This is a genomic window from Streptomyces sp. NPDC008086 (assembly GCF_042957325.1).
Classification (GTDB): Bacteria; Actinomycetota; Actinomycetes; order Streptomycetales; family Streptomycetaceae; genus Streptomyces.
In genome coordinates this window covers 36,082-59,866 of sequence record NZ_JBIBIA010000005.1, presented here as the reverse complement: position 1 = coordinate 59,866, position 23,785 = coordinate 36,082, and the positions used below count along the sequence as shown (strand labels likewise).

28 protein-coding genes are annotated in these 23,785 nt (G+C 71.9%); 11 read left to right on the top strand and 17 right to left on the bottom strand.

Features of this window, described 5'->3' with window-relative positions; translation table 11 throughout:
• Positions 1–6 precede the first annotated feature (6 nt).
• Both ACFZBP_RS18170 and ACFZBP_RS18165 read right to left on the bottom strand, forming a co-directional pair.
• Positions 7–912 (bottom strand): Gfo/Idh/MocA family protein, encoded by a 906-nt coding sequence (locus ACFZBP_RS18170; RefSeq protein WP_383453556.1) that lies wholly within the window; start codon positions 910–912, stop codon positions 7–9.
• Complete coding sequence (locus ACFZBP_RS18165; protein WP_391414212.1) at positions 884–2,110, bottom strand: FAD-dependent monooxygenase; 1,227 nt, start codon at positions 2,108–2,110, stop codon at positions 884–886. The genes ACFZBP_RS18170 and ACFZBP_RS18165 overlap by 29 nt, the downstream gene beginning before the upstream one ends.
• A 106-nt stretch (positions 2,111–2,216) precedes the next feature.
• On the opposite strand from ACFZBP_RS18165, the gene ACFZBP_RS18160 reads away from it, so the two are divergent.
• From ACFZBP_RS18160 to ACFZBP_RS18150, 3 genes are all read left to right on the top strand, one after another.
• Positions 2,217–2,834: a TetR/AcrR family transcriptional regulator gene (locus ACFZBP_RS18160; protein WP_383453551.1), complete on the top strand. Its 618-nt coding sequence runs from the start codon at positions 2,217–2,219 to the stop codon at positions 2,832–2,834.
• 42 nt (positions 2,835–2,876) lie between these two features.
• On the top strand, positions 2,877–3,389 hold the full coding sequence (locus ACFZBP_RS18155) for a DinB family protein (RefSeq protein WP_383453549.1): 513 nt from the start codon (positions 2,877–2,879) through the stop codon (positions 3,387–3,389).
• A gap of 112 nt (positions 3,390–3,501) precedes the next feature.
• On the top strand, positions 3,502–4,029 hold the full coding sequence (locus ACFZBP_RS18150; RefSeq protein ID WP_383453547.1) for a hypothetical protein: 528 nt from the start codon (positions 3,502–3,504) through the stop codon (positions 4,027–4,029).
• Between the two features lie 70 nt (positions 4,030–4,099).
• Here ACFZBP_RS18150 and ACFZBP_RS18145 read toward each other — a convergent pair whose 3' ends face one another.
• The 7 genes from ACFZBP_RS18145 to ACFZBP_RS18115 form a co-directional block, all read right to left on the bottom strand.
• A complete protein-coding gene (locus tag ACFZBP_RS18145) occupies positions 4,100–4,555 on the bottom strand; it encodes a hypothetical protein (RefSeq protein ID WP_391414210.1) in 456 nt (151 codons plus the stop codon).
• Positions 4,556–4,693: 138 nt separating this feature from the next.
• Complete coding sequence (locus tag ACFZBP_RS18140) at positions 4,694–5,377, bottom strand: uracil-DNA glycosylase (protein ID WP_383453540.1); 684 nt, start codon at positions 5,375–5,377, stop codon at positions 4,694–4,696.
• A 119-nt stretch (positions 5,378–5,496) separates the two neighbouring features.
• The gene (locus tag ACFZBP_RS18135) at positions 5,497–7,077 is read right to left on the bottom strand and encodes an ABC transporter substrate-binding protein (RefSeq protein ID WP_391414208.1); all 1,581 of its coding nucleotides are present in this window, start codon (positions 7,075–7,077) and stop codon (positions 5,497–5,499) included.
• Between the two features lie 191 nt (positions 7,078–7,268).
• On the bottom strand, positions 7,269–8,030 hold the full coding sequence (locus ACFZBP_RS18130; RefSeq protein ID WP_391414206.1) for a glucose 1-dehydrogenase: 762 nt from the start codon (positions 8,028–8,030) through the stop codon (positions 7,269–7,271).
• Between the two features lie 19 nt (positions 8,031–8,049).
• Positions 8,050–8,811, bottom strand: coding sequence for a 3-oxoacyl-ACP reductase FabG (gene fabG / locus ACFZBP_RS18125; RefSeq protein ID WP_200703193.1), 762 nt, complete (start codon positions 8,809–8,811; stop codon positions 8,050–8,052).
• Positions 8,812–8,938: 127 nt separating this feature from the next.
• Entirely contained in the window at positions 8,939–9,349 is a 411-nt protein-coding gene (locus tag ACFZBP_RS18120) for a DUF3037 domain-containing protein (protein WP_383453534.1), read from the bottom strand.
• A complete protein-coding gene (locus tag ACFZBP_RS18115; protein WP_383453532.1) occupies positions 9,346–10,101 on the bottom strand; it encodes a HipA family kinase in 756 nt (251 codons plus the stop codon). Before ACFZBP_RS18115 ends, ACFZBP_RS18120 begins: the two co-directional genes overlap by 4 nt.
• 221 nt (positions 10,102–10,322) lie before the next feature.
• Here ACFZBP_RS18115 and ACFZBP_RS18110 point away from each other — a divergent pair, with 221 nt between their 5' ends.
• Positions 10,323–10,817, top strand: a complete 495-nt coding sequence (locus tag ACFZBP_RS18110) for a Rieske 2Fe-2S domain-containing protein (RefSeq protein ID WP_391414203.1) — start codon at positions 10,323–10,325, stop codon at positions 10,815–10,817.
• On the opposite strand, the gene ACFZBP_RS18105 is transcribed toward ACFZBP_RS18110, so the two are convergent.
• Positions 10,804–11,451, bottom strand: a complete 648-nt coding sequence (locus ACFZBP_RS18105; RefSeq protein WP_391414201.1) for an isochorismatase family protein — start codon at positions 11,449–11,451, stop codon at positions 10,804–10,806. The two genes, ACFZBP_RS18110 and ACFZBP_RS18105, sit on opposite strands and share 14 nt — an antisense overlap.
• Positions 11,452–11,614: 163 nt before the next feature.
• On the opposite strand from ACFZBP_RS18105, the gene ACFZBP_RS18100 reads away from it, so the two are divergent.
• Positions 11,615–12,082 (top strand): pyridoxamine 5'-phosphate oxidase family protein, encoded by a 468-nt coding sequence (locus ACFZBP_RS18100; RefSeq protein ID WP_383453525.1) that lies wholly within the window; start codon positions 11,615–11,617, stop codon positions 12,080–12,082.
• 26 nt (positions 12,083–12,108) lie between these two features.
• Here the strand turns inward: ACFZBP_RS18100 and ACFZBP_RS18095 are convergent, their stop codons facing one another.
• Positions 12,109–13,011 carry a LysR family transcriptional regulator gene (locus ACFZBP_RS18095; protein ID WP_383453523.1) on the bottom strand — a complete coding sequence of 301 codons (903 nt, stop codon included), beginning with the start codon at positions 13,009–13,011 and terminating at the stop codon, positions 12,109–12,111.
• 74 nt (positions 13,012–13,085) lie between these two features.
• Here ACFZBP_RS18095 and ACFZBP_RS18090 point away from each other — a divergent pair, with 74 nt between their 5' ends.
• Positions 13,086–14,039 carry an EamA family transporter gene (locus tag ACFZBP_RS18090; protein WP_391414198.1) on the top strand — a complete coding sequence of 318 codons (954 nt, stop codon included), beginning with the start codon at positions 13,086–13,088 and terminating at the stop codon, positions 14,037–14,039.
• A 124-nt stretch (positions 14,040–14,163) separates the two neighbouring features.
• Here the strand turns inward: ACFZBP_RS18090 and ACFZBP_RS18085 are convergent, their stop codons facing one another.
• Positions 14,164–15,495 carry an aminotransferase class I/II-fold pyridoxal phosphate-dependent enzyme gene (locus ACFZBP_RS18085; protein ID WP_383453519.1) on the bottom strand — a complete coding sequence of 444 codons (1,332 nt, stop codon included), beginning with the start codon at positions 15,493–15,495 and terminating at the stop codon, positions 14,164–14,166.
• 65 nt (positions 15,496–15,560) lie between these two features.
• Between ACFZBP_RS18085 and ACFZBP_RS18080 the strand changes: the two genes are divergently transcribed.
• Together ACFZBP_RS18080 and ACFZBP_RS18075 are read left to right on the top strand one after the other, a co-directional pair.
• Complete coding sequence (locus ACFZBP_RS18080; protein WP_383453516.1) at positions 15,561–16,244, top strand: pyridoxamine 5'-phosphate oxidase family protein; 684 nt, start codon at positions 15,561–15,563, stop codon at positions 16,242–16,244.
• Positions 16,244–16,876, top strand: a complete 633-nt coding sequence (locus ACFZBP_RS18075; protein WP_383453514.1) for an FMN-binding negative transcriptional regulator — start codon at positions 16,244–16,246, stop codon at positions 16,874–16,876. Before ACFZBP_RS18080 ends, ACFZBP_RS18075 begins: the two co-directional genes overlap by 1 nt.
• A gap of 52 nt (positions 16,877–16,928) precedes the next feature.
• On the opposite strand, the gene ACFZBP_RS18070 is transcribed toward ACFZBP_RS18075, so the two are convergent.
• The 3 genes from ACFZBP_RS18070 to ACFZBP_RS18060 form a co-directional block, all read right to left on the bottom strand.
• Positions 16,929–17,873 carry an EamA family transporter gene (locus tag ACFZBP_RS18070; protein WP_391414195.1) on the bottom strand — a complete coding sequence of 315 codons (945 nt, stop codon included), beginning with the start codon at positions 17,871–17,873 and terminating at the stop codon, positions 16,929–16,931.
• A 176-nt stretch (positions 17,874–18,049) separates the two neighbouring features.
• Positions 18,050–19,042 carry an EamA family transporter gene (locus ACFZBP_RS18065; protein WP_391414193.1) on the bottom strand — a complete coding sequence of 331 codons (993 nt, stop codon included), beginning with the start codon at positions 19,040–19,042 and terminating at the stop codon, positions 18,050–18,052.
• Positions 19,043–19,183: 141 nt separating this feature from the next.
• Positions 19,184–19,795 carry a Clp protease N-terminal domain-containing protein gene (locus ACFZBP_RS18060; RefSeq protein WP_391414191.1) on the bottom strand — a complete coding sequence of 204 codons (612 nt, stop codon included), beginning with the start codon at positions 19,793–19,795 and terminating at the stop codon, positions 19,184–19,186.
• Positions 19,796–20,056: 261 nt separating this feature from the next.
• Between ACFZBP_RS18060 and ACFZBP_RS18055 the strand changes: the two genes are divergently transcribed.
• Positions 20,057–20,500 (top strand): SRPBCC family protein, encoded by a 444-nt coding sequence (locus ACFZBP_RS18055; RefSeq protein WP_391414189.1) that lies wholly within the window; start codon positions 20,057–20,059, stop codon positions 20,498–20,500.
• 141 nt (positions 20,501–20,641) lie between these two features.
• Here the strand turns inward: ACFZBP_RS18055 and ACFZBP_RS18050 are convergent, their stop codons facing one another.
• Positions 20,642–21,265: a PadR family transcriptional regulator gene (locus tag ACFZBP_RS18050; protein ID WP_062723029.1), complete on the bottom strand. Its 624-nt coding sequence runs from the start codon at positions 21,263–21,265 to the stop codon at positions 20,642–20,644.
• 135 nt (positions 21,266–21,400) lie between these two features.
• On the opposite strand from ACFZBP_RS18050, the gene ACFZBP_RS18045 reads away from it, so the two are divergent.
• Together ACFZBP_RS18045 and ACFZBP_RS18040 are read left to right on the top strand one after the other, a co-directional pair.
• Positions 21,401–22,051 (top strand): HAD-IA family hydrolase, encoded by a 651-nt coding sequence (locus tag ACFZBP_RS18045; protein ID WP_391414186.1) that lies wholly within the window; start codon positions 21,401–21,403, stop codon positions 22,049–22,051.
• A gap of 108 nt (positions 22,052–22,159) precedes the next feature.
• Positions 22,160–22,969, top strand: a complete 810-nt coding sequence (locus tag ACFZBP_RS18040) for a PhzF family phenazine biosynthesis isomerase (protein ID WP_391414184.1) — start codon at positions 22,160–22,162, stop codon at positions 22,967–22,969.
• A gap of 7 nt (positions 22,970–22,976) precedes the next feature.
• Here the strand turns inward: ACFZBP_RS18040 and ACFZBP_RS18035 are convergent, their stop codons facing one another.
• The gene (locus ACFZBP_RS18035) at positions 22,977–23,756 is read right to left on the bottom strand and encodes a type II CAAX prenyl endopeptidase Rce1 family protein (protein ID WP_391414182.1); all 780 of its coding nucleotides are present in this window, start codon (positions 23,754–23,756) and stop codon (positions 22,977–22,979) included.
• Between the last annotated feature and the right edge of the window lie 29 nt (positions 23,757–23,785).

The window sequence follows — 23,785 nt, the reverse complement described above, 5'->3', positions numbered from 1 at the left end:
CTTGGCTCAGGCAGCCAGGTCCTCGACCGCCCGGACGACCCGCTCGCACAACTCGTGCGTCGCCAGCGCGTCCCGGGCGCCGAGCACCTTGCCCGCGCGCACGGCGTCGAGGAAGGCCAGCACCACCTGCTCGATACCGCGCTGCCGGGCCACCGGCACCCAGTCCCCGCGCCGACGGGCGGTCGGCTGGCCCTTGTGGTCGATGACCTCGGCGAGATTGAGGACCTGGCGCTTGGTGTCCTGCCCGGACACCTCCAGGATCTCCTCGGCCGAGCCGCTGAGCCGGTTCATCACGCCGAGGGCGGTGAAGCCGTCCCCGGCGAGCTGGAGCACGACATGGTGCAGCAGCCCGCCCTCGACCCGGGCGCGCACGGTCACGTCGACGACCGGCCCGGGCACGAGGAAGCGCAGCGTGTCGACGACATGGATGAAGTCGTCCAGGATCATCGAGCGCGGCTCTTCCGGCAGCCCGATCCGGTTCTTCTGCATGAGGATCAGCTCGCGCGGATGGTCCGCGCACTGCGCGTATCCGGGCGCGTAGCGCCGGTTGAAGCCGACGGCGAGGCTCACGTTCCGCCGCTCGGCGAGCGCCACCAGCCGCTCGGACTCGGCGAGTTGGTAGGCGAGCGGCTTGTCGACGTACGTCGGCACGCCCGCCTCCAGCAGCCGGGTCACGATCTCCGGGTGGGCGACGGTGGGGGCGTGCACGAAGGCGGCGTCGAGGCCCTGGGCGAGGAGCGAGTCGAGGTCGGTGTGCCGCTGTTCGGCCGGCAGGTGGAGGGTGTCGGCGACCCGGGCGAGCGTGGCGGGCGTACGGGTCTGCAGATGCAGTTCGACCCCGGGCTGGACGCCGAGCACCGGAAGGTAGGCCTTCTGCGCGATGTCACCGAGTCCGATGCAGCCGACCTTCACGGGGTGATCTCCTCTGGTGGTTGCCTGCCGGGGTCTGCCTGGAAGCATACGGCCGCTGCGGCGGCCCCCAGTCGGCGATGCCCTCGAAGCCGCGTAGGAACAGCGCGGGCGCGAGCTTGGACAGGGCGGCGAGCGTCGTGTTCCGTACGGCGATCCCGGCGCGGTTGGTCATCAGGTTGAGGCGGGCGACCTGGACGGCCTGGCGGCCGACGGCGGTCGTGCGCGGCAGGCGGGCCGCCGTGTAGGCGGCGAGGTCGTCGCAGTGGTGGGCGAGGACCACCGCGTCCTCGATGGCCTGGTTGCCGCCCTGACCCAGCGTGGGCGGCATGGCGTGCGCGGCGTCTCCGACCAGGGCGACCCGGCCGCGGTGGTGGGCGGGCAGCGGCTCGGCGATGTGGTGGACGTCGTGGCGCAGTACGTCCTCGGGGCGGGCGGCGGCGAGGATCGCGGGGATCGGGTCGTGCCAGTCGCCGTAGCGGCGCAGCAGTTCGGCCTTCTCGTCGTCGGGTGCGTGCCGCGCGGCGGGCGTGATCGCCGCGGCGTAGGCGTAGACGCGGCCGTCCTTGAGCGGGTGGGAGCCCCAGATGCGGCCCGGCCCCCAGGTCTCGTGCGAGGCGAACCGCGCGCCGGGCACCGGGATCACGACCCGCCAGGTGGTGAACCCGGAGTAGACGGCGCCGGGGTGGTCCGGGAAGAGCACCCGGCGTACGGCGGACCGGATGCCGTCGGCGGCCACCACGAGGTCGGCCGCCAGCTCGCCGTCCGGTGTGCTGACGCGCGCCGGGCGGTCGGCGTCTCCCGGGTCGGCGACGGTGGCGGCGACCCCGGTGCGGACCGCCCCGGTCGGGAGCAGTGCGGCGAGGCTGTTGACAAGGGTGGCCCGGTGGAGGAGGACGAGCGGGCCGCCGAAGCGGGCGGCCACGGCGGCGGCGTCCATGCGGGTGAGCCAGCGTCCGGAGGGGGTGCGCAGTCCTCCGTCGCCCTGCCAGGCGGCCAGGTCGCGGATCTCGTCGCCGAGCCCTATGACGTCCAGCGCGCGCAGGGAGTTGGGCGCGAGGGAGATGGCCGCGCCGACCGGCTCCAGGGACGGGGCCCGCTCCAGGACGGTGACGTCCCAGCCGCTCCGGTGCAGTGCGGCGGCCGCGGTCAGGCCTCCGATGCCGCCGCCGATCACGACGGCCCGCCTCGACTGTGCCATGGCTCCTCCTTGCGACTCGCGCCCTGACGGCTCCCGGGACTACAGATGTAGTTACCCGCTGCCTCGACCGTACTACAGACGTAGTGCCCCGGGTAGGTTGATCCCCATGTCCGTACGCATCCCGAGCGCGGCCTCGCGCGCCGACCTCGTCGCCGACACCGCGCTCGCACTGCTCGCCGAACGCGGGATGCGGGGGCTCACGCACCGGGCGGTCGACGAGGCGGCCGGGCTGGCGCAGGGGTCGACGTCCAATGTGGCGCGCACCCGGCAGGCGCTGCTGGAGCTTGCGGTGCGCCGGCTCGCGGAGCGTGAGGCGCGGGTGCTGGCGCTGGAGGAGATGCCCGATCCGCGGGGCGGTCCCGGCTCCCTGGCCGACGGACTGGCCCTGGCGACGCACCGCGCCCTGACCCGCAACCGCGAGCTGACGCTCGCCCGCTACGAGCTGGCCCTGGAGGCCACGCGCCGCCCCGAGCTGCGCGCCTACTTCGACGCGACGGGCGCCCGCTTCCGCGACCAGCTCACCGCCCTGCTGACGGCGGCGGGCTCCACGGACCCGTCCCGGCATGTGCTGTCCCTGGTCGCCTGGGCGGACGGGCTGATGTTCAGCTGTGTCGCCGGGTCGTTCAACTCGGAGGTGCCGAGCCTGGCGGCGGTACGGGCGGGCCTGCGCGAACTGCTCGACGGGATGCTCGGCCAGGCCGCGCCCGGCACCGGCCGACCGTAAAACCCCTGGTGAACCGGCCCACGGTGCGCGAGGATGCGGTCCATGACTGTCGAACGCCATGAGCCCTCCACCACCGCCGACGAGCGCACGATGCTGGAGGGCTGGCTGGACTACCACCGGCAGACCCTCGCCCTGAAGTGCGAAGGCCTGACCGACGCCCAGCTCAGGACCGCCTCCGTGGCACCGTCGAAGCTGACACTGATGGGGTTGGTACGGCATATGGCGGAGGTGGAGCGCGGCTGGTTCCGCCAGGTACTCATGGACATGGACCCGGGACCGATCTACTTCTCCGAGGAGGACCCGGACGGCGAGTTCCACCTCACCGAGGCGGACACCTGGGAGGAGGCGTACGCCACCTGGCAGGCCGAGATCGACATCGCCCGACGCAACGCGGCCGACTTCGGTCTGGACGACCTCTCCAAGGGCCGGCACCGACGCAGCGGCGAGCAGTTCAACCTGCGCTGGCTCCTCACCCACATGATCGAGGAGTACGCCCGTCACAACGGCCACGCCGACCTGATCCGCGAACGCGTCGACGGCGCCACCGGCGACTGACGTCAGCGGCGGCAGGGGCACACCGTCCGTACGGGGTCAGAGATCACCCGTACGGAGCAACGTCACCTTCTCCTCTGCCCCAACGGCCTTCGGAACCAGCAGAGTTGCGCGCGTGCATCGAACGACGACCACCGCAACGCTCCTGGTCACCATGGCCGTATCGGCCCTCGCGGGCTGTACGACGGTCGAGTACCCGCCGCCGTCCGGTGGGCCGGCGGTACCGTCCCAGCCTCCGGCGCCGCGACCGAGCGGATCCATGGATCCCGAGGTCGTGCAGGCGCCGGCCCGCGAGGCCCTGACGCTCATCGAGACGTCCCCCCGTCCGGCCCCGACGAGGTCCGCCGCACGGCCCCTGTCCCCGACCGCGCCGGCCCACACACCGCCGGCCACACGCTCGCACCCCCATCCGCACCCCCGTCCCGAGCACCGGGAGCCCCATCGCCCGGGGCCCGACCGCCCCGAACGGCCGCACGTCGAGATCCCGGACGTGTCGGAGTCCGTCCGCAAGGGCGTCCAGGGCAACCCGGGGAGCACAGGGAACCCGGGGCAGGGCGATGTCTGCGCGCTGGGGAAGAAGTACGGCGGCTGGCGGCCGGACAGCCCGGAGTCGAAGATCTGCGAGCAGACGTACGGCCGTTGAGCCGCGAGCGGGCTACCCCCACAGCCCGCTCCCCACACTCCCCTGCCCTGCCCCGCCGCCCCCTCAGTACCTAGGTCCCCTCCCCCAGACGCACCTCCAGCCGCCGGATCTCCGCCCGCACCCCGTCCGCGTAGCTGTCGTCCCCCAGCGCCCCCGCCGCTCCGCGCGCCCGGCGCAGATGGACGCGGGCGGCCTCGGCGCGGTCGAGCTTCACGTAGTCGGCGGCCAGCTCCAGATGCAGCGAGGGGTAGAGCGCCCGTACGCCGAGCGCACCGCCCATGCCCTCCGCCTCCGTCAACGCCCGCAGATCCCAGGCCAGTTCGTCCGCGGGGTCGTCCTGGGTGTCGGCCAGATAGTGGGCCAGGGTGCAGCGGTGGACGGGGTCGCCGTCCTCGCCGAGCTCCGTCCACAGGTCCAGCAGCCTGCGCCGGGCCTCCTCGCGGTCCCCCGCATGGTGCAGCATGACGACCTGCCCGATGCGCGTGGGCACGGCCTCCGGTGCCGTCCGCTCCTGTCGCTCCGCCACCGCGTCCTCCGGGCCCTCGTCGGCTGGTCCCCCTCCCGACGCTAACCGCCGTCACCGACGATCCCGGTCAGGCGGCTCCGTACGGGCACCGGGCCGATCCGACCGGAGGACCGGACGAGGCCCCGGCCCGGCGCGGGTTCAGCCCAGGTCCGGGATCCGCCAGTCGATCGGCTCGTGGCCCTGCGCGGCCACCGCGTCGTTGATCTGCGTGAAGGGACGCGACCCGAAGAACTTCTTCGCCGACAGCGGGGAGGGGTGCGCGCCCTTGACCACCACGTGCCGGGTCTCGTCGATGAGCGGGAGCTTCTTCTGGGCGTAGTTGCCCCACAGCACGAACACCGCGGGGTCGGGCCGGTCCGCCACGGCCCGGATCACGGCGTCGGTGAACTTCTCCCAGCCCTTGCCCTTGTGCGAGTTGGCCTCGCCGGAGCGGACCGTCAGCACCGCGTTGAGCAGCAGGACGCCCTGCTGGGCCCAGGGCATCAGATAGCCGTTGTCGGGGACGGGGAGGCCGAGCTCCTCCTTCATCTCCTTGTAGATGTTGCGCAGCGAGGGCGGCGTCTTCACTCCGGGGCGGACCGAGAAGCACAGGCCGTGGCCCTGGCCCTCGCCGTGGTACGGGTCCTGGCCGAGGACCAGGACCTTCACCTGGTCGTAGGGCGTCGCGTCCAGGGCGGCGAAGACCTCGTCGCGCGGCGGATAGACGGGACCCTTCGCCCGCTCCTCCTCGACGAACTCCGTCAGCTCCTTGAAGTAGGGCTGCTGCAGTTCGTCGGCCAGAACCCCGCGCCAGGACTCGGGCAGCATGGCGATGTCGGTCACGTCAACTTCCTTACGGTGTGCGGCGAACGGTGGGAGGCGACCGCGGGGCGGTCACCTCCAGGCTTCAGAACCTACAGGCGACCACTGACAATCGCCCCGCCCACCGCACATCGGGCCCGCTACCAGCTGGTCTTGCGGTACAGCTCCCCCATCATCATGATCGTCGACGGGTCCAGCGCCCGCTCCGCGCCGGAGACCTCCGCGCTCGCGGCCACGTACTGCCGGCCCTGCCACAGCGGCAGCAACCGCGCGTCGTCGACGAGGATGCGCTGGGCGTCCTCGAAGTCCTTGACGACGTTGGCCCGGTCGCTCTGGGCGCGGGAGTTGGGCAGCAGGCGGTCGGTGATCGTGGGGGTGACGTAGGGGGTGCCGAGGGCGTTCTGCTTGCCGACGAACGGCGCGATGAAGTTGTCGGCGTCCGGGAAGTCGGGGAACCAGCCGCGTCCGAACACCGGGTACTCGCCGTTCTGGTAGCCGGTGACGTACGTCTTCCAGGGGCGGCTCTTGAGGGTGATCTCGAAGAGGCCGGAGTCCTCCAGCTGGGCCTTCAGCTCCTCGAACTCCGCCTTGGTGGCGGAGCCGTAGCGGTCGCTGGTGTACCAGAGGGTGAGCGGCACGGGGGCCGTGATGCCCGCCTCGGTGAGGAGCTTGCGGGCCTTGCTCACGCTGGGGTCGCCGTAGTCGTCGAAGAAGCCCGTGGTGTGTCCGGTCAGGCCCTTGGGGACCATGGAGTACAGCGGCTCGACGGTGTCCTTGTAGACCTTGTGGGCGATGGCCGGGCGGTCGATGACCTGGGCGACGGCCTTGCGGACGGCGGTCTTGCCGGCCATGGGGTCCTTGGGGTTGAAGACCAGGTAGTTGATCTCCGTGCCGGAGCCCTCGATCAGCTGGAGGTCGTCCTTGTCGTCGGCCTGGATGTCGACGATGTCGTCGGCGGCGAGGCCACGGAAGGCGACGTCGAGCTCCTGGTCGCGCAGTGCGGCGACCATGGTGGGCGAGTCCTGGAAGTACCGGATGGTCACCGCGTCGTTCTTGCGCTCCGCGTACCCCTCGTACTTGTCGTTCTTGACGAGTTCGGCCTGCTTGCCCTCGTCGTACGACGCCAGGGTGTACGGCCCGGACCCGACGACCGTGCCGTCCTCGCGGAGCTTGTCCGCCGGGTAGTCCTCGGGGTCGACGATCGACATCGCGGGCGTGGCGAGCACGAACGGGAAGGTGGCGTCGGCCTTGTTCAGGTGGAAGACGATCTCGCGGTCGTTCAGCACCTGGACGCGTTCGAGGCTGCCGAGCAGTCCGGCCGGGCCACCGTTGACGTTGATCTTCCGAATGCGGTCGATCGAGTACTTGACGGCCTTCGCGTCGAGGGTGTGCCCGTCGGAGAACTGCAGGCCCTCGCGCAGCTCGCAGTGGTACTTCATGTTGGTGTTGTCGGTGAACTGGCAGTTCTCCGCGGCGTCGGGCTCGGGCGCGGTCGAGCCGGACGGGTAGCTGAGCAGCGTCTGGTAGATGTTGCGGAACAGTTCCCAGGAGCTGTCCCAGGACGCGGCGGGATCAAGGGTGCTGGGGGCGGCGGTGGTCCCCACGACGATCGGCCCCTCCTCGTCCGAGGAATCGGACGAGAGGACACCGCACCCTGCCACCAGGGACGATATGGACGCGATGGCCGCCACCTGCCGCAGGCGTCGGATCCGGTTGAACACGCGCACGCTCCTCGATCTGCCATGCCAAGGGTCGGCAAAACATACCGCAGTGTTCCGGCCGGTGGACCTCCCGTCTCAGGAGCACTTGTTCACCTCTTCGGTGACTACGTTGTCAACGGCCGTTGATCTCCCGATACGCCGACAGGGGCGCCGCTGGTGTACAGCGGCGCCCCTGTCGCGGGTGCCGTGCCTCAGCCGACGCCGGCGTTGAGGAAGATGCCGCCGTCGACGACGAGCGTCTGACCGGTGACCCAGTCGGACTGGTCCGAGGTGAGGAACGCGGCGGCGCCGCCGATGTCCGAGGGCACGCCGAGCCGGCCCAGCGGGTAGGCCGCGGCGGCCTCGGCCTCGCGGCCCTCGTACAGGGCCTGGGCGAACTTGGTCTTCACCACGGCCGGGGCGATGGCGTTGACCCGCACCTTGGGCGCGAACTCGTGCGCCATCTGCTGGGTGAGGTTGATCATCGCGGCCTTGCTGACGCCGTAGGCTGCGATGAACGGCGAGGGCGCGATGCCCGCGACGGAGGCGATGTTGACGATCGCGCCGCCGTTGTCCTTCTGCCAGGCGTGCCAGGTCTTCTGCGCGAAGCCGAGCGCCGAGATCACGTTGGTCTCGAAGACCTTGCGCGCGACACCCAGGTCGAGGTCGGCGAGCGGCCCGAACACGGGGTTCGTGCCGGCGTTGTTGACCAGGTAGTCGACCCGGCCGAAGGCCTCCATGGCGCGCTCGACGGCGAGGGCCTGGTGGGCCTCGTCGTGCGCCTTGCCGGCCACGTACAAGGCGCGCTCGGCGCCGAGCTGTTCGACGGCCTCCTTGAGGGCGTCCTCGCCCCGGCCGGTGATGACGACGCGGTCACCGCGCGCGACGAGCGCCTCGGCGACGCCGTATCCGATGCCGCGGCTGGCGCCCGTGACGAGGGCGACCTTGCCGGAGAGTTCGGGCAGTGCAGTCATGTTCGTTCCTCCCCCGGCCCTAGTCGAGCGGTCCGCCGGCGACGTACAGCACCTGGCCGGAGACAAATCCGGCCGCCTCGCCGGTGAAGAAGGCGATGGCATTGGCGATGTCGTCGGGCTCACCGACCCGGGCCACCGGGATCTGGGTGGCGGCGGCCGCCTTGAAGTCCTCGAAGCCCATGCCGACGCGGTCGGCGGTGGCCTTGGTCATCTCGGTGGCGATGAAGCCGGGGGCGACGGCGTTGGCGGTGACGCCGAACTTGCCGAGCTCCTTGGCGAGGGTCTTGGTGAAGCCCTGGAGGCCGGCCTTGGCGGCGGAGTAGTTGACCTGGCCGCGGTTGCCGAGCGCGGAGGACGAGGAGAGGTTGACGATCCGGCCGAAGCCCGCGTCCACCATGTGCTTCTGACAGGCCTTGGACATCAGGAAGGCGCCGCGCAGATGGACGTTCATGACGGTGTCCCAGTCGGAGACGCTCATCTTGAACAGCAGGTTGTCACGGAGCACACCCGCGTTGTTGACGAGGATCGTCGGGGCGCCGAGCTCCTCGGCGATCCGCGCGACGGCCGCCTCGACCTGTGCCTCGTCGGAGACGTCGCAGCCGACCGCGATGGCCTTGCCGCCGGCCGCGGTGATCTTCTCCACGGTGTCCTTGCAGGCGGCCTCGTCGAGGTCGATCACGGCGACCGCGCGGCCCTCGGCGGCCAGTCGTACGGCGGTGGCGGCGCCGATGCCGCGCGCTCCGCCGGTGACCACGGCGACCCTCTGCTCAGTGGTGGACATGGATGACTCTCCTCGGGTGAGCGACCGCTTAGTACCTTCGATGGACGTGACGCTAGAAGCCCTGGCACGCGGTGTCAACGGCCACCGCGCGCATGTGATCCATTACCCGTTCCGCCGGCCGATCCGTTCACTTCACCAACAGATCGAGCAGCCGCTCCGCCTCGGCCGCCGGATCGGAGGTCAGTCCCGTGTGCACGGGCCCCGGCTGGACGACGGTCGAGCGGGGCGCGATCAGCCAGCGGAAGCGCCGGCCGGGGTCGTCGCCCTCGGCCTGCCCCGCGGCCTCGCCGCCCGCGCAGACGCCCTCGACGGCACCGAGCGCGGCCCGCACCCCGGCGACGTCGGCATCGGGGTCCAGGGCGCGCAGCCTGGTCTCGTCCAGATGGGTCCGGGCGGTGACGAAGGAGCGGGCGCGGCAGTACACCAGCACGCCCGCGTTCAGGCACTCCCCGCGCTCGATACGCGGGACGACCCGCAGCAGCGCGTACTCGAAGACGTCCTGGGTGCGGGAACGGGTCCCCAGCGTGCGCTCGCTCACTTGATCCCCTCGATGCGTTCGTGGATGACGGCGGCCCGTGCGACGAGTGGCGCGGCGTACGCCCCGCGCAGCGCGTCCGCCGACGCGAACCCCGGCTCGTCCGCCAGCCAGACCTCCGGGATCTCGGAGGTCACCTCGGCGAGCAGTTCCTCGGTGACGAGTGGCGCCAACTCTGCGGCTGCCGCCCGCACGTCCGGTGCGAAGGAGGCGAGGGCGTGGTCGGAGGCGTCGTACGGACGCGCCGCCGAGGCCGCGGCGCCGGGCCAGTTGTGCTGCCAGATCATGGTGGCGCCGTGGTCGATGAGCCACGGTTCGCCTTGCCACATCAGCAGGTTGGGGTTGCGCCAGGACCGGTCGACGTTGTTGACCAGGGCGTCGAACCAGACGATCCGGCCGGCGTCCACGGCACTCACGTCGAACGCGAGGGGGTCGAAGCCGAGCGCGCCGGAGAGGAAGTCCATGCCGAGGTTGGTGCCGCCGCTGGACTTGAGGAGTTCCTGCACCTCCTGGTCGGGTTCGCCGAGCCCGAGCACCGGGTCGAGCTCCACGGTCACCAGCCGGGGCACCCGGAAGCCCAGCCTGCGGGCGAGTTCACCGCAGACGACCTCGGCGACCAGTGTCTTGCGGCCCTGTCCGGCGCCGCTGAACTTCATGACGTACGTCCCGAAGTCGTCGGCCTCGACGAGCCCCGGCAGCGAACCGCCCTCACGCAGTGGCGTGATGTAGCGGGTCGCGATGACTTCCTTGAGCATCGCCCCAGGTTACTGGCGCACAGGCGGGAGTGCGGGACGGGCCGGGCGGCGGCGACGGGTTTGCGCCGACAGCGGATCGACAGCTCTGGACAGTGAACCGACAGCTCCGCTTTACCCACCTCTTCACCGGACCGGGTCAGGATTTCGACTGCGTCTGAACAGCCGGTCCCGAAGGACCGTACCTCTCGGCAGATCAGGAATCCGCGGAAGGAAACGTCAGCATGACCAGCGAATCAGTTCAGCCGGTGTCGAGTCCGAGCCGCCGTACCGTCGTGGCGGCGGTCGGCGCGGCGGGGCTCGCCGTGGCGCTGACCGCGTGCGGGTCGGACGACGACGCGTCCGGCTCGTCCACCGAACAGGGTGCCCCCGCCGGCGGTGGGGCGAGCACGGAGGCGGGCGGCGGCTCGTCCCCGGAGGCGGGCGGCGGCGGTGCCGCGCTCGCCAAGACCGCCGACATCCCGGAGGGCGGCGGCAAGGTCTTCAGTGACGAGAAGGTGGTGGTCTCGCAGCCGACGGCGGGCGACTACAAGGCCTTCTCGACGATCTGCACCCATCAGCAGTGTCCGATGACGGACCTGCAGGGTGACACCATCACCTGCGCCTGCCACAAGAGCCAGTTCTCCGTGCTGGACGGCAGCGTGAAGAAGGGGCCGGCCACCCAGCCGCTGGCCGCCAAGGAGATCAGCGTGGCGGGCGACTCGATCACGCTCGCCTGACGCGCGGACGCTTGAGGCCGTCCAGCACCTCGTCCGTGGTCGCGACCGTGGCGACCAATGCGAGGGTGTGGCGGATCATCGCCGGGGTGTAGTCGGAGGGCACCCCGGCGACGGCGTCCCGCGGCACGACCACGACATACCCCCGGTTCACGGCGTCGAAGACCGTGTTGGGGATCGCCACGTTGGCCGAGACGCCGGTGACGACCAGGGTGCGGCAGCCGACGTTGCGCAGCAGGGCGTCGACGTCGGTGCCCTGGATCGGGGACAGGCCGTGCAGCCGGCGTACGACGAAGTCCTCCTCGGCCACCTCGATCGGCGCCGCCACGCGGACCGCCTCGCTGCCGGACAGCTGCTGGACGGGGAGCCGTTCGGCGGCGCGGAAGAGGCGGGCGTTGCGGCTGGCCCCGCGTCCGTCGGGGCGGCGTTCGGCGAGGGCGTGGATCACCTGGACGCCGCTCGCGTGGGCGGCGGCGACCAGCCGGGCGGTGTTGGCGAGGGCGCCCGACGAGCGGGCCTCGGCGGCGAGTTCGGGCAGCGCGCTGATCGTTCCCACGACTCCCTCCTGGCATTCGACGGTGAGCAGGACGGTGGTCGCGGGGTCGAGGAGTTCGCTGAGTTCGGCGTACGACGGCATGGATCCCCCTGTGCCCGACGGCGGCGGCGTGGGCGGGCGAGCGTAGCCATGTTCGAGTGAGGACGGAACCACCATTGCCTCCGCGGGGAAGACGACCCATCCTTTTCTGACGTGATGTCAGAGGATCTCTCCTCTGGCACGACGTGAGAGAAGAGGGGGCCGCATGACCGTCACTCAGCGCCGGGGCCGGAAGATCATGATGACGCCCGGTGAGCTGGACGAGTTCCTCACCACCCAGCGCACCTGCCGGGTCGCCACGGTGTCCACCGATGGCTTTCCGCATGTCAGCGCCCTGTGGTTCGCCTGGGACGGCAACTCGCTGTGGCTGTACTCGGTCGTCCGCAGCAAGCGGTGGGCCGATCTGCGCCGCGATCCGCGGGTCGCGATCGTGATCGACACGGGTGAGGAGTACGAGCAGCTGCGCGGTGTCGAACTGTCCGGCTCCGTCGAGTTCGTGGGCGAGAGCCCGCGCGTCGGCGAGCTGCGCGCCGAACTCGACGTCCCCGAGACGCTGTTCGCGCGCAAGAACTTCGGCCTCGACGAGATGCCGCACGACGGCCGGCACGCGTGGGTGCGGCTGACGCCGGAGAAGATCGTGTCCTGGGACTTCCGGAAGCTGGGTGCGGCGTAGAACCGGGCGGCAGGTCGCGGGCGGGGTCAGGAGACGTTCTCCCCCGCTTCCCGCAGCGCCCGCACCGCCGCCCGGATCGACGGGCGGCGGTCGGCGTCGGCGCGCCAGACGACGTACACATGCCGCCGCACCCGCTGCTTCAACGGCACGGTCACCACTCCGGCGGGCATCGGATGGCGCCCCAGCAGCGGTGCGATGCAGACGCCCAGTCCGGCCGCGACCAGCGCGAGCTGGGTGTGCGTCTCGGGGGCGCGGTGGCCGAGCAGGGGCTCGATGCCCTTGGAGCGCAGGGTGAACATCAGCCACTCGTGGCAGAACTCGCCCTCGCCCCACGTGATCCACTCGTCCTCGGCGAACTCGGCGAGGTCCACCTCGCCCCGGTCCGCGAGCCGGTGCCCGACCGGCATCGCCACGTCGGCCGGGTCGTCCAGGATGTGCGCCTTGACCAGGCCCTCGGGGAGCGCCATCGGCTTGTTGTACCAGTCGAGGACGACGGCCAGGTCGAAGTCGCCGCGGATCACCCCGGCGATGCCGTTCTCCGGCTCCAGTTCGCAGGAGCGCACGCGCAGCGCGGGGTGCTCGGCGCGCAGGGCGGAGAGCGCGGCCGGGAACAGTCCGCGCGCGGCGGTCGGGAACGCCGCCACTCTCAGTTCGCCGACGACCTTGCCGCGCTGCGCCTCCAGGTCGGACTGGGCCAGCTCGACCTGCGACAGGATGCGCGAGGCGTGCTCGGCGAGCAGCCGCCCCGCGTCCGTGAGCCGGACGCCCCGGCCGTTCTTGGCGAGGAGCTGCTGGCCGACCTCGCGCTCCAGCTTGGACATCTGCTGCGAGACGGCGGACGTCGTGATGTGCAGGCCCTCCGCCGCGCCGCTGACCGAGCCGTGCCGGGCGAGGGCGTCGAGGGTGCGCAGGCGCTCCAGGTTCAACATGTAAGCAATGCTACGAGATATCGCGTGCGAAATCTCGATTGTGCTACGAAGTCGGGTGCCGCATCGTTGCTTCCATGACCACTGCCGCCGTCTCCCGTGTTCCGGCCGATTCCGCTCCCCGCCGCGACTTCCGCCCCGGCCAGCGCCCTCGCGCGCGCCTCGACTGGCGTCTGCGTTTCGCCGCCCTGTCGTTGATCTGGGGGTTCAGCTTCCTGCTGATCAAGGTGGGCACCCATGGCTACGCCCCCTTCCAGGTCACCCTCGGGCGGCTGGTGTTCGGTACGGCGGTACTGGCGGCCGCGATGGCGGTCAAGCGGGAGCGGTTGCCGCGCGGGGCGCGTACGTGGGGGCATCTGACGGTCGCCGCGTTCCTGCTGAACGCGCTGCCGTTCTCGTTGTTCGCGCACTCGGAGCTGACGATCCCCTCCACGCTGGCGGGCATCTGCAACGCGACCTCGCCGCTGTGGGGCATGGCCCTGTCCCTGGTCGCGCTCTCGGAGGACCGGCCGACCCGGGTCAGGGTGGCGGGGCTCGGGCTCGGGTTCCTCGGTGTGCTCACGGTGCTCGGGGCGTGGCAGGGGTTCCATGGGCTGGATGCCACGGGGACGGTGATGGCGCTGCTGGCCTCGTTGAGTTACCCGGTCGGCTGGATATACGTCCGGCGGACGCTGGCCGGGTCGAGTGAGTCGCATCTTTCGCTGACGGGGGCGCAGTTGTTGTTGGCGACGGTTCAACTGGCCGTTGTGACACCGGTGTTCACCTCGATGCCCGGCAGTTTCCCGGTGGTGCCCCTGCTCGCGATCGTGGGGTTGGGGGCGCTCGGTACGGGGCTTGCGGTGTTGCTTCAGTACGGGTTGGTCGCCGAGGTGGGGCCGACGACGGCTCAGATGGTGACGTACTTCATTCCGGTCATTGCCACGGCTGCGGGGGTGGTTGTGCTTGGGGAGTCACTCAGCTGGTCGACGCCGGTGGGGGCGGTGGTCGTTCTTGTGGGGGCGGCGCTTACTCAGGTCAAACGGGGCGACTAGGGGGTGGGGTGCGGGGCGTGTTGGCGTGCATAGGCCGCGTGTGGCTGGTCGCACCCACGCGGCGGAGCCGCATGTCGACACAGCCCCGCGCCCCTGAACGGCGTTTGGCCACTCCCGGCCGCGTCTAGACGTGGCCCCGTTCCGGTGCTGGGTGCACCGCACTCGCCACCGCGTCCGCGAGCCGGGGGATCTCGTCGTCCGCAAGGGTGGCGATGGTGATGCGGATGCCGGGTGGGGCGCTCATGCGGAAGCGGGCGCCCGGGGCCACTGCCCAGCCGGCATGCAGGAGGCGGGCGACGGCGCCTGTTTCGTCGGGTACGGGGACCCAGACATTGAGCCCGCTGCTTCCGTGTGCCGCGATGCCCCGGTCCGCCAGCGCGGCGATCAGGGCGTCCCGGCGGGTGCCGTACGCCGCTGACACGGCCTTCGGGTCCACGGCGCCCTCGGCCCACAGCCGGACCAGGGCACGCTGGCCGAGGCGGCTGACCCAGCCGGGGCCGAGGCGTTGGCGGCCGCGTACCCGGTCGACGGTGACGGGGTCGCCGGTGAACACGGCGAGGCGTAGGTCGGGGCCGTAGGCCTTGGCGGCCGAACGGACGAACGCCCAGGTGCGGGTGGTGCCGACCAGGGTGCGCAGGGGCAGGTCGACGATGCCGTGGCCGTGGTCGTCCTCGATGAGCAGGACGTCCGGGTGGGCCTTCAGCACGGAACGCAGGGCACGCGCGCGTGCGGCACTCACGACCGCTCCCGTCGGGTTCTGCGCCCGGGCGGTGACGATCAGGGCGCGCGCCCCCGCTTCCAGCGCCCGGCGCACGTCGTCCGGGAGCGGGCCCTCGTCGTCCACGCCGACCGGGGCCGTCCGCAGACCGACCGCCGGGACCAGGTCGAGGAGGCTGCCCCAGCCGGGGTCCTCGACGGCGACGGTGTCGCCGGGCTTGAGGTGGGCCGCGAGGACGCGTTCGATCATGTCGAGCGAGCCCGAGGTGACGGCGATCGGCCCGTCCGGCACGCCGTCGACGTCGAACGCGGCCCGCGCGGCGCGCGCCAGCTCCGGTTCCACGGCCGGGTCCCCGTACATGACGGGTTCCCGGTCGTTCTCCTCGGCGGCCGCCGCGAACGCCCTGGCCAGCCGGGGGAGCAGCAGCGGGTCCGGGTTGCCGGTCGCCACGTCCCGTACGCCCTCCGGCACCTCCACCCGGATGGACTCGCGCGCGGTCGTCGCCGGTTTGGGCCGCACCCGGCTGCCCCGCCGTCCGGCCGTCTCGATGACACCCCGCTCCCGCAGGGTGCGGTAGGCGGCCGCGACCGTATTGGGATTCACGCCCAGTTCGACCGCCAACTCTCGCATGGGCGGCAGCAGTTGACCCGGCTCCAGCTCGCCGGCGCCCACCGCGCGTTCGACGCTCGCCGCGATCTCCGCTGCGCGTCGCCCCTCGATCCTATATCCTCCTAGCACAAAGCAGATTATGCACTAGTGCAATGCCCGGCGCAAGAGGGCACCAGAACGCAAGGGAGACCGTCATGCAGGGGACCGAGACGTCGACGTCGCCGGCCGCCGTCTACACGCCGACCGACCGCACCGTCCCCACCCGCTCCCCGGGCCGGGCGTCGTACGACAGGGAACTGGTGCACGCGATACTCGACGAGGCCTACGTCTGCCACCTCGGCTTCGTCCGCGACGGCGCGCCGGTCGTGCTGCCGACGCTGTACGGCCGGGTCGGCGAGACGCTCTACGTCCACGGCTCGACGGGCTCGCGCCCGCTGCGGATGACCGGGCAGGCGGACCCGGGCCTCGCGGTGTGCCTGACGGTCACGCACGTCGACGCGCTGATCCTGGCCCGCTCGGCGTTCCACCACTCGATCAACTACCGGTCCGTGGTGGTGCACGGCACCGCCTACGACGTGACGGACCCGGAGGAGAAGCGGGTCGCTCTGGACGCGCTGGTCGATCACGTCGTGGCGGGCCGGTCCCGTGACTCGCGGCCCGCCAACAAGAAGGAGCTGGCGGCGACCGCCGTCATCCGCCTCGACCTGAACGAGGTCTCCGCCAAGCTCCGCACCGGCGGCGTCAACGACGAGCCCGAGGACCTCGCCCTCCCCCACTGGGCCGGTGTCGTCCCGCTGCGCAAGGGGTACGGCACGCCGGTCGGCGACCCCGGCCTGGCGCCCGGCACCGAACTCCCCGACTACCTCGGCGCCCTGTGATGCTGATCCACCCCTGGGACGCGCCCCGCGAGGACGCCGAGTGGCAGCGGTGGCTGGCCGTCCACGACTTCGGGCAGCTCGTCGTCAACGGCCTGGACGGCGAACCGCCGCACGTCCAGCCGCTGCACTTCGCGTACGACGGCGAGCGCGGCGAGGCCGTCACCCACCTGGCCCGCCCCAACCCGATGTGGCCCGCGCTGCTGGCGCACCCCGAGGTCGTGCTGAGCGTGGTCGACGACTACGTCTATGTGCCCGGCCCCTGGCAGGCGGACCCGGACGTCCCGTCCGAGCACGGTGTGCCGACCAGCTTCTACGCGGCCGTCCAACTCCGCTGCCGCGCCCATGTCGTGGACGACCCGGCCGAGAAGGCCGAGCTGCTCAACCGCCAGGTCGGGCACTTCCAGCCCGAGGGCGGTTCGGCGGAGGTCGCGGTCGGCGAGGTTCCGTTCGGCCGTCTGCTGTCCGGCATTCGCGGACTGCGCCTCGAAGTCACCGGTGTCCGCGCCAAGTTCAAGTACGCGGGCAAGCGGACGGAGGAGGTCCAGGACCGGATCGCGGTGCGGCTGACCCGGCGGGCCGGCCCGGGTGACGCCGAGGCCCGCGAGCACATGCTGGGCCGACGCACCGCATGAGCGCAGGGGCGCCCCCGGTTTCCGCCGCGCGGTGCGGGGGCGCCCAGCGGTGTCAGGCCGGCAGCCGTTGCGCGCCCCGGGCCTCCGCCAGGGCCAGCCCGGTGACGGACCCGAGCATCAGCAGGGTGCCCGCGAGGGTCGGGGTCGTCAGGTCCTCGCCGAGGAGGACGACGGCGAGCACCGCCGCGCTGACCGGCTCCAGCAGCATGATCACGGACACGGTGGCCGAGCGTACGGCGGCCGCGCCCGCGAAGTAGAGGGCGTACGCGAGCGCCGTGGGGACGGCCGCGATGTACATCAGGAGCCAGCCGAGCCGGACGGGTTCCGTGGTGTGCGGCACGAGGCCCTCGGCGAGGGCGAAGGGCAGCAGGCTGAGGCTGGTGACCGCGAAGGCCCACAGGGACGTACTGGCGGCGTCGGCCCCGCCGCCCCGGCCCCACTTGCGGGTGAGCAGGGTCATCACGGAGTACGCGGCCGCGGACACCAGCGCCAGCAGCACGCCCCACGGCCGTACGGTCGCCCCCTCGCCGCCGAGTGCCAGCACCGCGAGCCCGGTGAGCGCACCGGCCACGGCCGCGACACCGCCCCGGCCGAGCCGCTCCCCCAGGGTCAGCCGGGCGCCGAGCGCGATGAACACGGGGCCCGCGCCGAGGGTGACGACGGTGCCGACGGCGAGCCCGGTGGCGTCGACGGCGGCGAAGTACGCCGTCTGGAACACGGCGAGGCCGATGCCCGTGGCCCCGGCCCGCAGCGCCTTGCGGCCGAGGGGTTCGGACGCTCCGGTGCCCCGAAGGGGGCGCGGGCGCAGGAGGCGGACGGCGAGCAGCAGCACGAAGCCGGCCGCGCAGCGCCAGAAGGAGAGGGCGACCGGCCCCATGTCACTGGCCCGGTAGACCAGGGAGGCGGCGGCGCCCGCGGTGCCCCAGGCGGCACCGGCGACGATCAGATAGAGAAGGCCACGCCCGATGGGCAGGCCGGAGACAGCGGCGTTCGACACGAGTTTCTCTCCGCAGACATGCAGAAGTACTGGAAGGACCGCGGCTCAGCGGGGTCCGTGGACTTCGTCTGCGGGCAGCACCGTTCCGCCCGGCGTGAGGCCGGGCAGGCGATCCGGAGGGCCCGCCTCAGGCGGCCGGAGGCGGAAGAACGAGCGTCGAAGGCATGTTCGGCACCTTATGCGAGCGTCGAGCGGGTGGACAAATCCCTTTCCGGCCCACCGCTCGCCACCGGCTCGGGGGAGCCCTTCGCGGGCGCCGACGACTGTGCGATGAAGGCGCCGACCAGGACGATCGCCCCGCCGACCAGCTGCGGGGCGGAGAGGTGTTCGCCGAGCAGGACCCAGGCGAGGACGGTCGCGATGACCGCTTCGAGGCAGGCGACCACACCGGCGACCTGCGGCGAGAGCCGGCGTACGGAGACGACGCCGGTGACGTAGGCGACGACGGTCGCGACCAGGACGATCCAGGACAGCAGCAGGGGTGCCGCGACCGGGGTGCCGTTCATGTGCGCGGTGCTGCCCAGCACGGACCAGTCCATCGTCCAGGGACGTGCCACGACCGTGAGGACGCCCGCGCCGACCAGGAGGCCGTACGCGATGACGCCCAGCGGGTCGGGGGCGTCGGCGCCGGAGTCGCTGCCCTGGTCGGACAGGACGAAGTAGCCGACCTGGCAGCAGGCGGCGCCGAGCGCGAGGAGCAGGCCGAGGGCGTCGAAGCTCAGCCCCGACCAGACCTCGACGACACAGGCGAGTCCGCCGACCGCGAGGACGACACCGAGCGCGGCGGCGGGCGTGACGGGCCGTCGCTGCACGAACCGCACCCAGCCGAGGACCAGCGCCGGGGCGAGGTACTCGACGAGCAGCGCGACCCCGACCGGGATCCGGGATATCGAGGCGAAGTAGAAGGCCTGGACGCCGGCCACGCCGAGCAGTCCGAACCCGGCGAGCAGCGCGGGCCTGCGGCGCAGCAGCGCCCGATGGCGCACGGCGAGCGGCAGCATCACGAGGGCGGCGCCGGCCACGCGCAGCCACACCACGTGGAGCGGGTCGAGCCCCGCCTCGATCAGCGGCTTGGCCGCGACCCCGGATCCGCCGAAGGCGACCGCAGAACCCAAGGCCAGACCGAGCCCGACGCCCTTGCCCCGGCCGGCCGCACTGCTCTCAGACATACGCACCGGCACATGATGACAGGCGATGACATGAGCGTCATCCCCAATGACACCTGTCTCGCCGAGTGGACAGTGAGGGCGGGGGCCGAGTGGACAGTGAGGGCGAGGGCCGAGTGGACGGTGAGGTCGAGGGCCGTCGGCCTAGAAAGCCGTGTCGCCGCCACCACCCACACCACCTACGCCGCCACCGCCACCGCCACCACCGGCGTACTCGTCCCGTCGTTCGTCGATCCGGGCCCGCAGCGCGGTCGCGTCGATGCCCGCCCGGGCGAGCACCTCGACGGCGCGGGCCTGCGGGTCCACCACGATGGCCGCGAGCAGGTCGATGCCGCGGGCCCGCGGGTCGCCGCACCGGGAGGCTCGTCGGGCGGCCCGTCGGGAGGCGTGTTCCATCGCGCTCGCGGCCAGCGGGGAGAAGCCCTCGCCGTCCCTCAGCACGGGTACGGCGCCGGAGTCCTCGACGGCGCCCTGCCAGCGCAGGCCGTAGCCGATGGTGCGTTGCACCAGGTAGCCGAGGAGGCGGGCGATCTGGAGGCCGTCGCCGAAGACGGCGTGGACATCGCGGTCGTGCTCCAGGAGCGAGTGCAGCAGATGGGCCGTGTCGATGTGCCGGTCCCCGTCCCTGACCGCCCGGCGGCGGGCGCCCGAGACCACCGCTGCCAGCTCGTCGCTGAGCCTGGCATCGTCCGCGGCGGCGGCCGGGGGCCGACCGTCCTGCTCCGGGGCCGACTGCCGGGGAATACGGGGTTGCACACCCCCTACCCCATCAACCACTTCGAGCCGGGTCATCCCCGGGAGGAAGCATTTTCGCGTCCCACGCGGAGTGGACTCCGCCGGCCGATATCTCCTCCTTACGGATGAGATCACGCCGAACACCCCCAAGGGGCGCGCGCCGCCTTGCTCTGGGTGCCCGTTGCACGTCTCCACATTTTCTGACGGTTCATCAGTATTGAATGTTCCAGGCCCCGGGGCTACGTTCCGCGACACCGTAGCCCGAGACGAAGAGGTGGTCGCATGGCCGAAGTCAGCGCGGAGGCACGCATCGGGGCACCGGCCGAGAAGGTCTGGGCACAGCTGACGGACTGGTCGGCGTACGGGGAGTGGAACGCGACCCACACCAGCTTCCCGGGCGGCGGCCCCTCGGCCCTGGAAGTGGGCGGGACCTTTCAGGAGAACATGAAGCTGATGGGATTCCCGGCCGAGGTCGAGTGGACCATCGAGGAACTTCAGCCGGCGCGGGTGCTCGCCATACGCGGCAAGGGGCCGATGGCGGTGACCGTGGCCACGCGCTACACGCTGACGCCGGTGGGCGGGGACGAGGGCGAGGGCGCGACGGCGGTCCGGATCGACGGGGAGTTCACGGGCGCGGCCGTGTCGCTGATGGCGGGCAAGCTCAAGGACTCGGCCACGGCGGCGCTGAACGAGTCACTGCGCAAGCTGGCGGGCCTGGTGACCTGAGCGCCCTCGACACGCCCCCGGCCCCGGCCGGCGCACCCGCTCAACGCCCTGGCCGCAGACGCGGCACCTCGACGCACGAAGGCGCCCCGCGGTTCAGCCACGGGGCGCCTTCATCTGGGGCGGACCGGCCGCCGGCCCGGGTCAGTCCTCATCGGCGAGGATGAGGTACAGCCTCTTGCGAGCGTCGTTGATGACGGTGAGCGCCTTCTCGCGCTGCTCCTTGCTGCCCGTCTTCCAGACCTGCCCGAAGGCCTCCATCAGCCCGAACCCGGCCTGCCGGATCTCGCCGAGGGCCTCCCAGTCGACACCGCGGGAGGCTTCCTCCCAGGGCGCCTCGGGCCCCGCCTCGGCCGCCTCGCGGCCCGACTCCGTCAGCGAGAACAGCTTCTTGCCGCCTTCGCTCTCGCTGACGATCAGCCCCTCGTCCTCCAGCAACTGGAGGGTGGGGTACACCGAGCCGGGGCTGGGCTTCCACGCCCCGCCACTGCGCTCGGCGATCTCCTGGATCATCTCGTAGCCGTGCATGGGGCGGTCCTTCAGCAGGGCGAGGATCGACGCGCGCACATCACCGCGCCGCGCCCTGCCTCGCGGGCCACCGCCCCGGCCACCCTTCGGCCCCCAGGGGCCGGGCCCGAACCCGGGCCCACCGAAACCACCGGGTCCGCCCGGGCCGAAGGGCCCGAACGCACCGCGAAGGCCTTCGAAACCACCTCGGCCGTGATGACCGTGTCCACCATGCCCACGCTCGAATCCATGGGAACGCATCGCAATCACTCCATTCCATCGTTGATCTGTCGCGATGCCTCAACGATATATCGGAACAGTTCGCATGGCAAGACCCTCCGAAGCCCGGGACCAGGTGGTGGTCGCCGTGCGCCCTCCCCGTGCTCTACTGCCGCCATGGCGCTCCTGCTGCTGGACCTCGACAACACCCTGGTCGACCGGGACGCGGCGTTCCGTGACGCCGTCGCCGACTTCCTCGCCGAGCACGGCCTGCCCGCCTCCGACCTCGGCTGGGTGATGGCCATGGACGTCGGCGGCTACGGCCCGCGCAGGGAGCTGGCCGCGGCCATGACCGACCGATACGGCGGCGCGGTGCCGGACAGCGCCATCCGCTCCCTGCTCGACACCGGCGTGGCCGACCGCGTCGTTCTGGCGCACTCCACCCGCCGGGCACTGGACCGGGCCCGGGCCGCCGGCTGGACCTGTGTGGTCGTCACCAACGGCCGGGTCGTCCAGCAGGAGGCGAAGATCCGCAACACCGGGCTGGACCGGCTGGTCCAGGGCTGGGTGGTCTCCGAAGCCGTGGGCCGGAGGAAGCCCGAACCGGAGATCTTCCGGGCGGCGGCCGCGACCGTCGGCGCCCCCTTGACCGGCGCCTGGGTCATCGGCGACTCACCGCACGCCGACATAGCGGGCGCCGCGTCCCTGGGCCTACGGAGCGTGTGGGTGACGAACGGACGCGACTGGGTCGAGGGTTCCTACCGGCCCACGCATGCCGCCCATGACGTCGCCTCAGCCATCGGCCACGTCGTCGCCGCGCCGCGCTGAGCAGCCGTGGGCGAACCCCGGCCGGCTCCGGCGACCCTCCCGAAAACGGTCCAGCGCCCCCGAATTGGCCTTGGTCGTCCCCTCCCCCACCCCCCTAGCGTCGGCGTCATGCGGATTCGAATCGTCGACGCCTTCACCGACCGCCCCTTCGCCGGAAACCCGGCCGGGGTCCTGCTTCTCGACGGCTTCCCGGACGACGACTGGCTGCAGAACGTGGCCATGGAGGTCAACCACGCCGAGACGGCGTTCGCGCACCGGCTGCCCGAGGGCGGGGAGGCCGACTGGGCGCTGCGGTGGTTCACGCCGGTCGCCGAGGTGGCGATGTGCGGACACGCCACCCTCGCCACGGCCCATGTGCTGCACGGCACCGGCGCCCACGAGGGGCCTGTGCGGTTTGCCACCCGCAGCGGGGTTCTCGTCGCCACGCCCGGCGAGGACGGCTCGATCATGCTGGACTTCCCGACCGCCCCGCTCAGCCCCGTCGAGGTCCCGGCCGGGCTCGCGCGGGCGCTGGGCGCCGAGCCGCTCGTCGCCTTCGACACCGGCCCGAACGTCGGCGACCTGCTCGTCGAGCTCGCCGACGAGAAGACCGTCCACGGCCTGTCCCCCGACCTCAAGGCCCTCGGTGCCCACTCCGAGCGCGGCATCATCGCCACCGCCCGCGCCGAGGACTCCAGGCGGGGCTACGACTTCGTCTCCCGTTGCTTCTTCCCGAACGTCGGCATCGACGAGGACCCGGTCACCGGCAGCGCCCACACCGCCCTGGCCCCCTTCTGGTCCGGACGTCTCGGCCGGGCCGAGCTCACCGGCCTCCAGGCATCGCCCCGCTCCGGCCATGTCCGCACCGAGCTGCGCGGCGACCGCACGCTGCTGAGCGGCCGCGCGGTGACCGTGATCGAGGGGGAGCTGCTCGCCTGAGCCCGGCTCAAGCGGTCGGGAGCCACCCGACCTTCCCGGCCAGCAGCGCGTACCCGACGAACGCCGCTATGTCGAGCAGGGAGTGCGCCACGACCAGGGGGCCGACCCGGCCCCAGCGCCGGTACAGGTACACGAACACCACGCCCATCGCCATGTTGCCGATGAAGCCGCCGATGCCCTGGTAGAGGTGGTACGAGCCGCGCAGTACGGAGCTGGCCACCAGCGCGGTGCCGGGCGTCCAGCCCAACTGGCCGAGCCGGCGCAGCAGATAGCCGACGACGATGACCTCTTCCAGGATGGCGTTCTGCAGCGCCGAAAGGATCAGCACCGGGTACTTCCACCACACGTCGGGCAGCGCCTCGGGCACCACGGTGAGGTTGAAGCCGAGACCGCGGGCGGCCAGGTAGAAGGCGATTCCGGTGCTGCCGATCACCGCGGCGACGGCCGCTCCCCGGCCGAGGTCCGGCCAGGGCCGGGTGCGGTCGAAGCCGAGGGTGCGCAGGCTCCGGCCCTCTCTCAGCAGGAAGTGCGCGACGAGGGCGACGGGGATCAGGGCGGTGGTGATCCCGAACAGCTGCCACGCGAGATCCAGCCAGGGGCGACCGGGCGCGGCCGAGGCGTTGAGCGTGGCCGCCTGGTCCTTGAGGCCGCCCGGCTTGGTGACCGAGCCGACAAAGCTGATCAGGGCGGACACTCCGCTCGCGCCGAGCGACAGGCCCAGGACGAGCAGCGTCTCGTCACGGAGGATCCGTCGTGAGGGCCGCTCATGCGGAAAAGATTCGGCCATGGGGCCTGCCTCGCCCTGCACACCTGCCT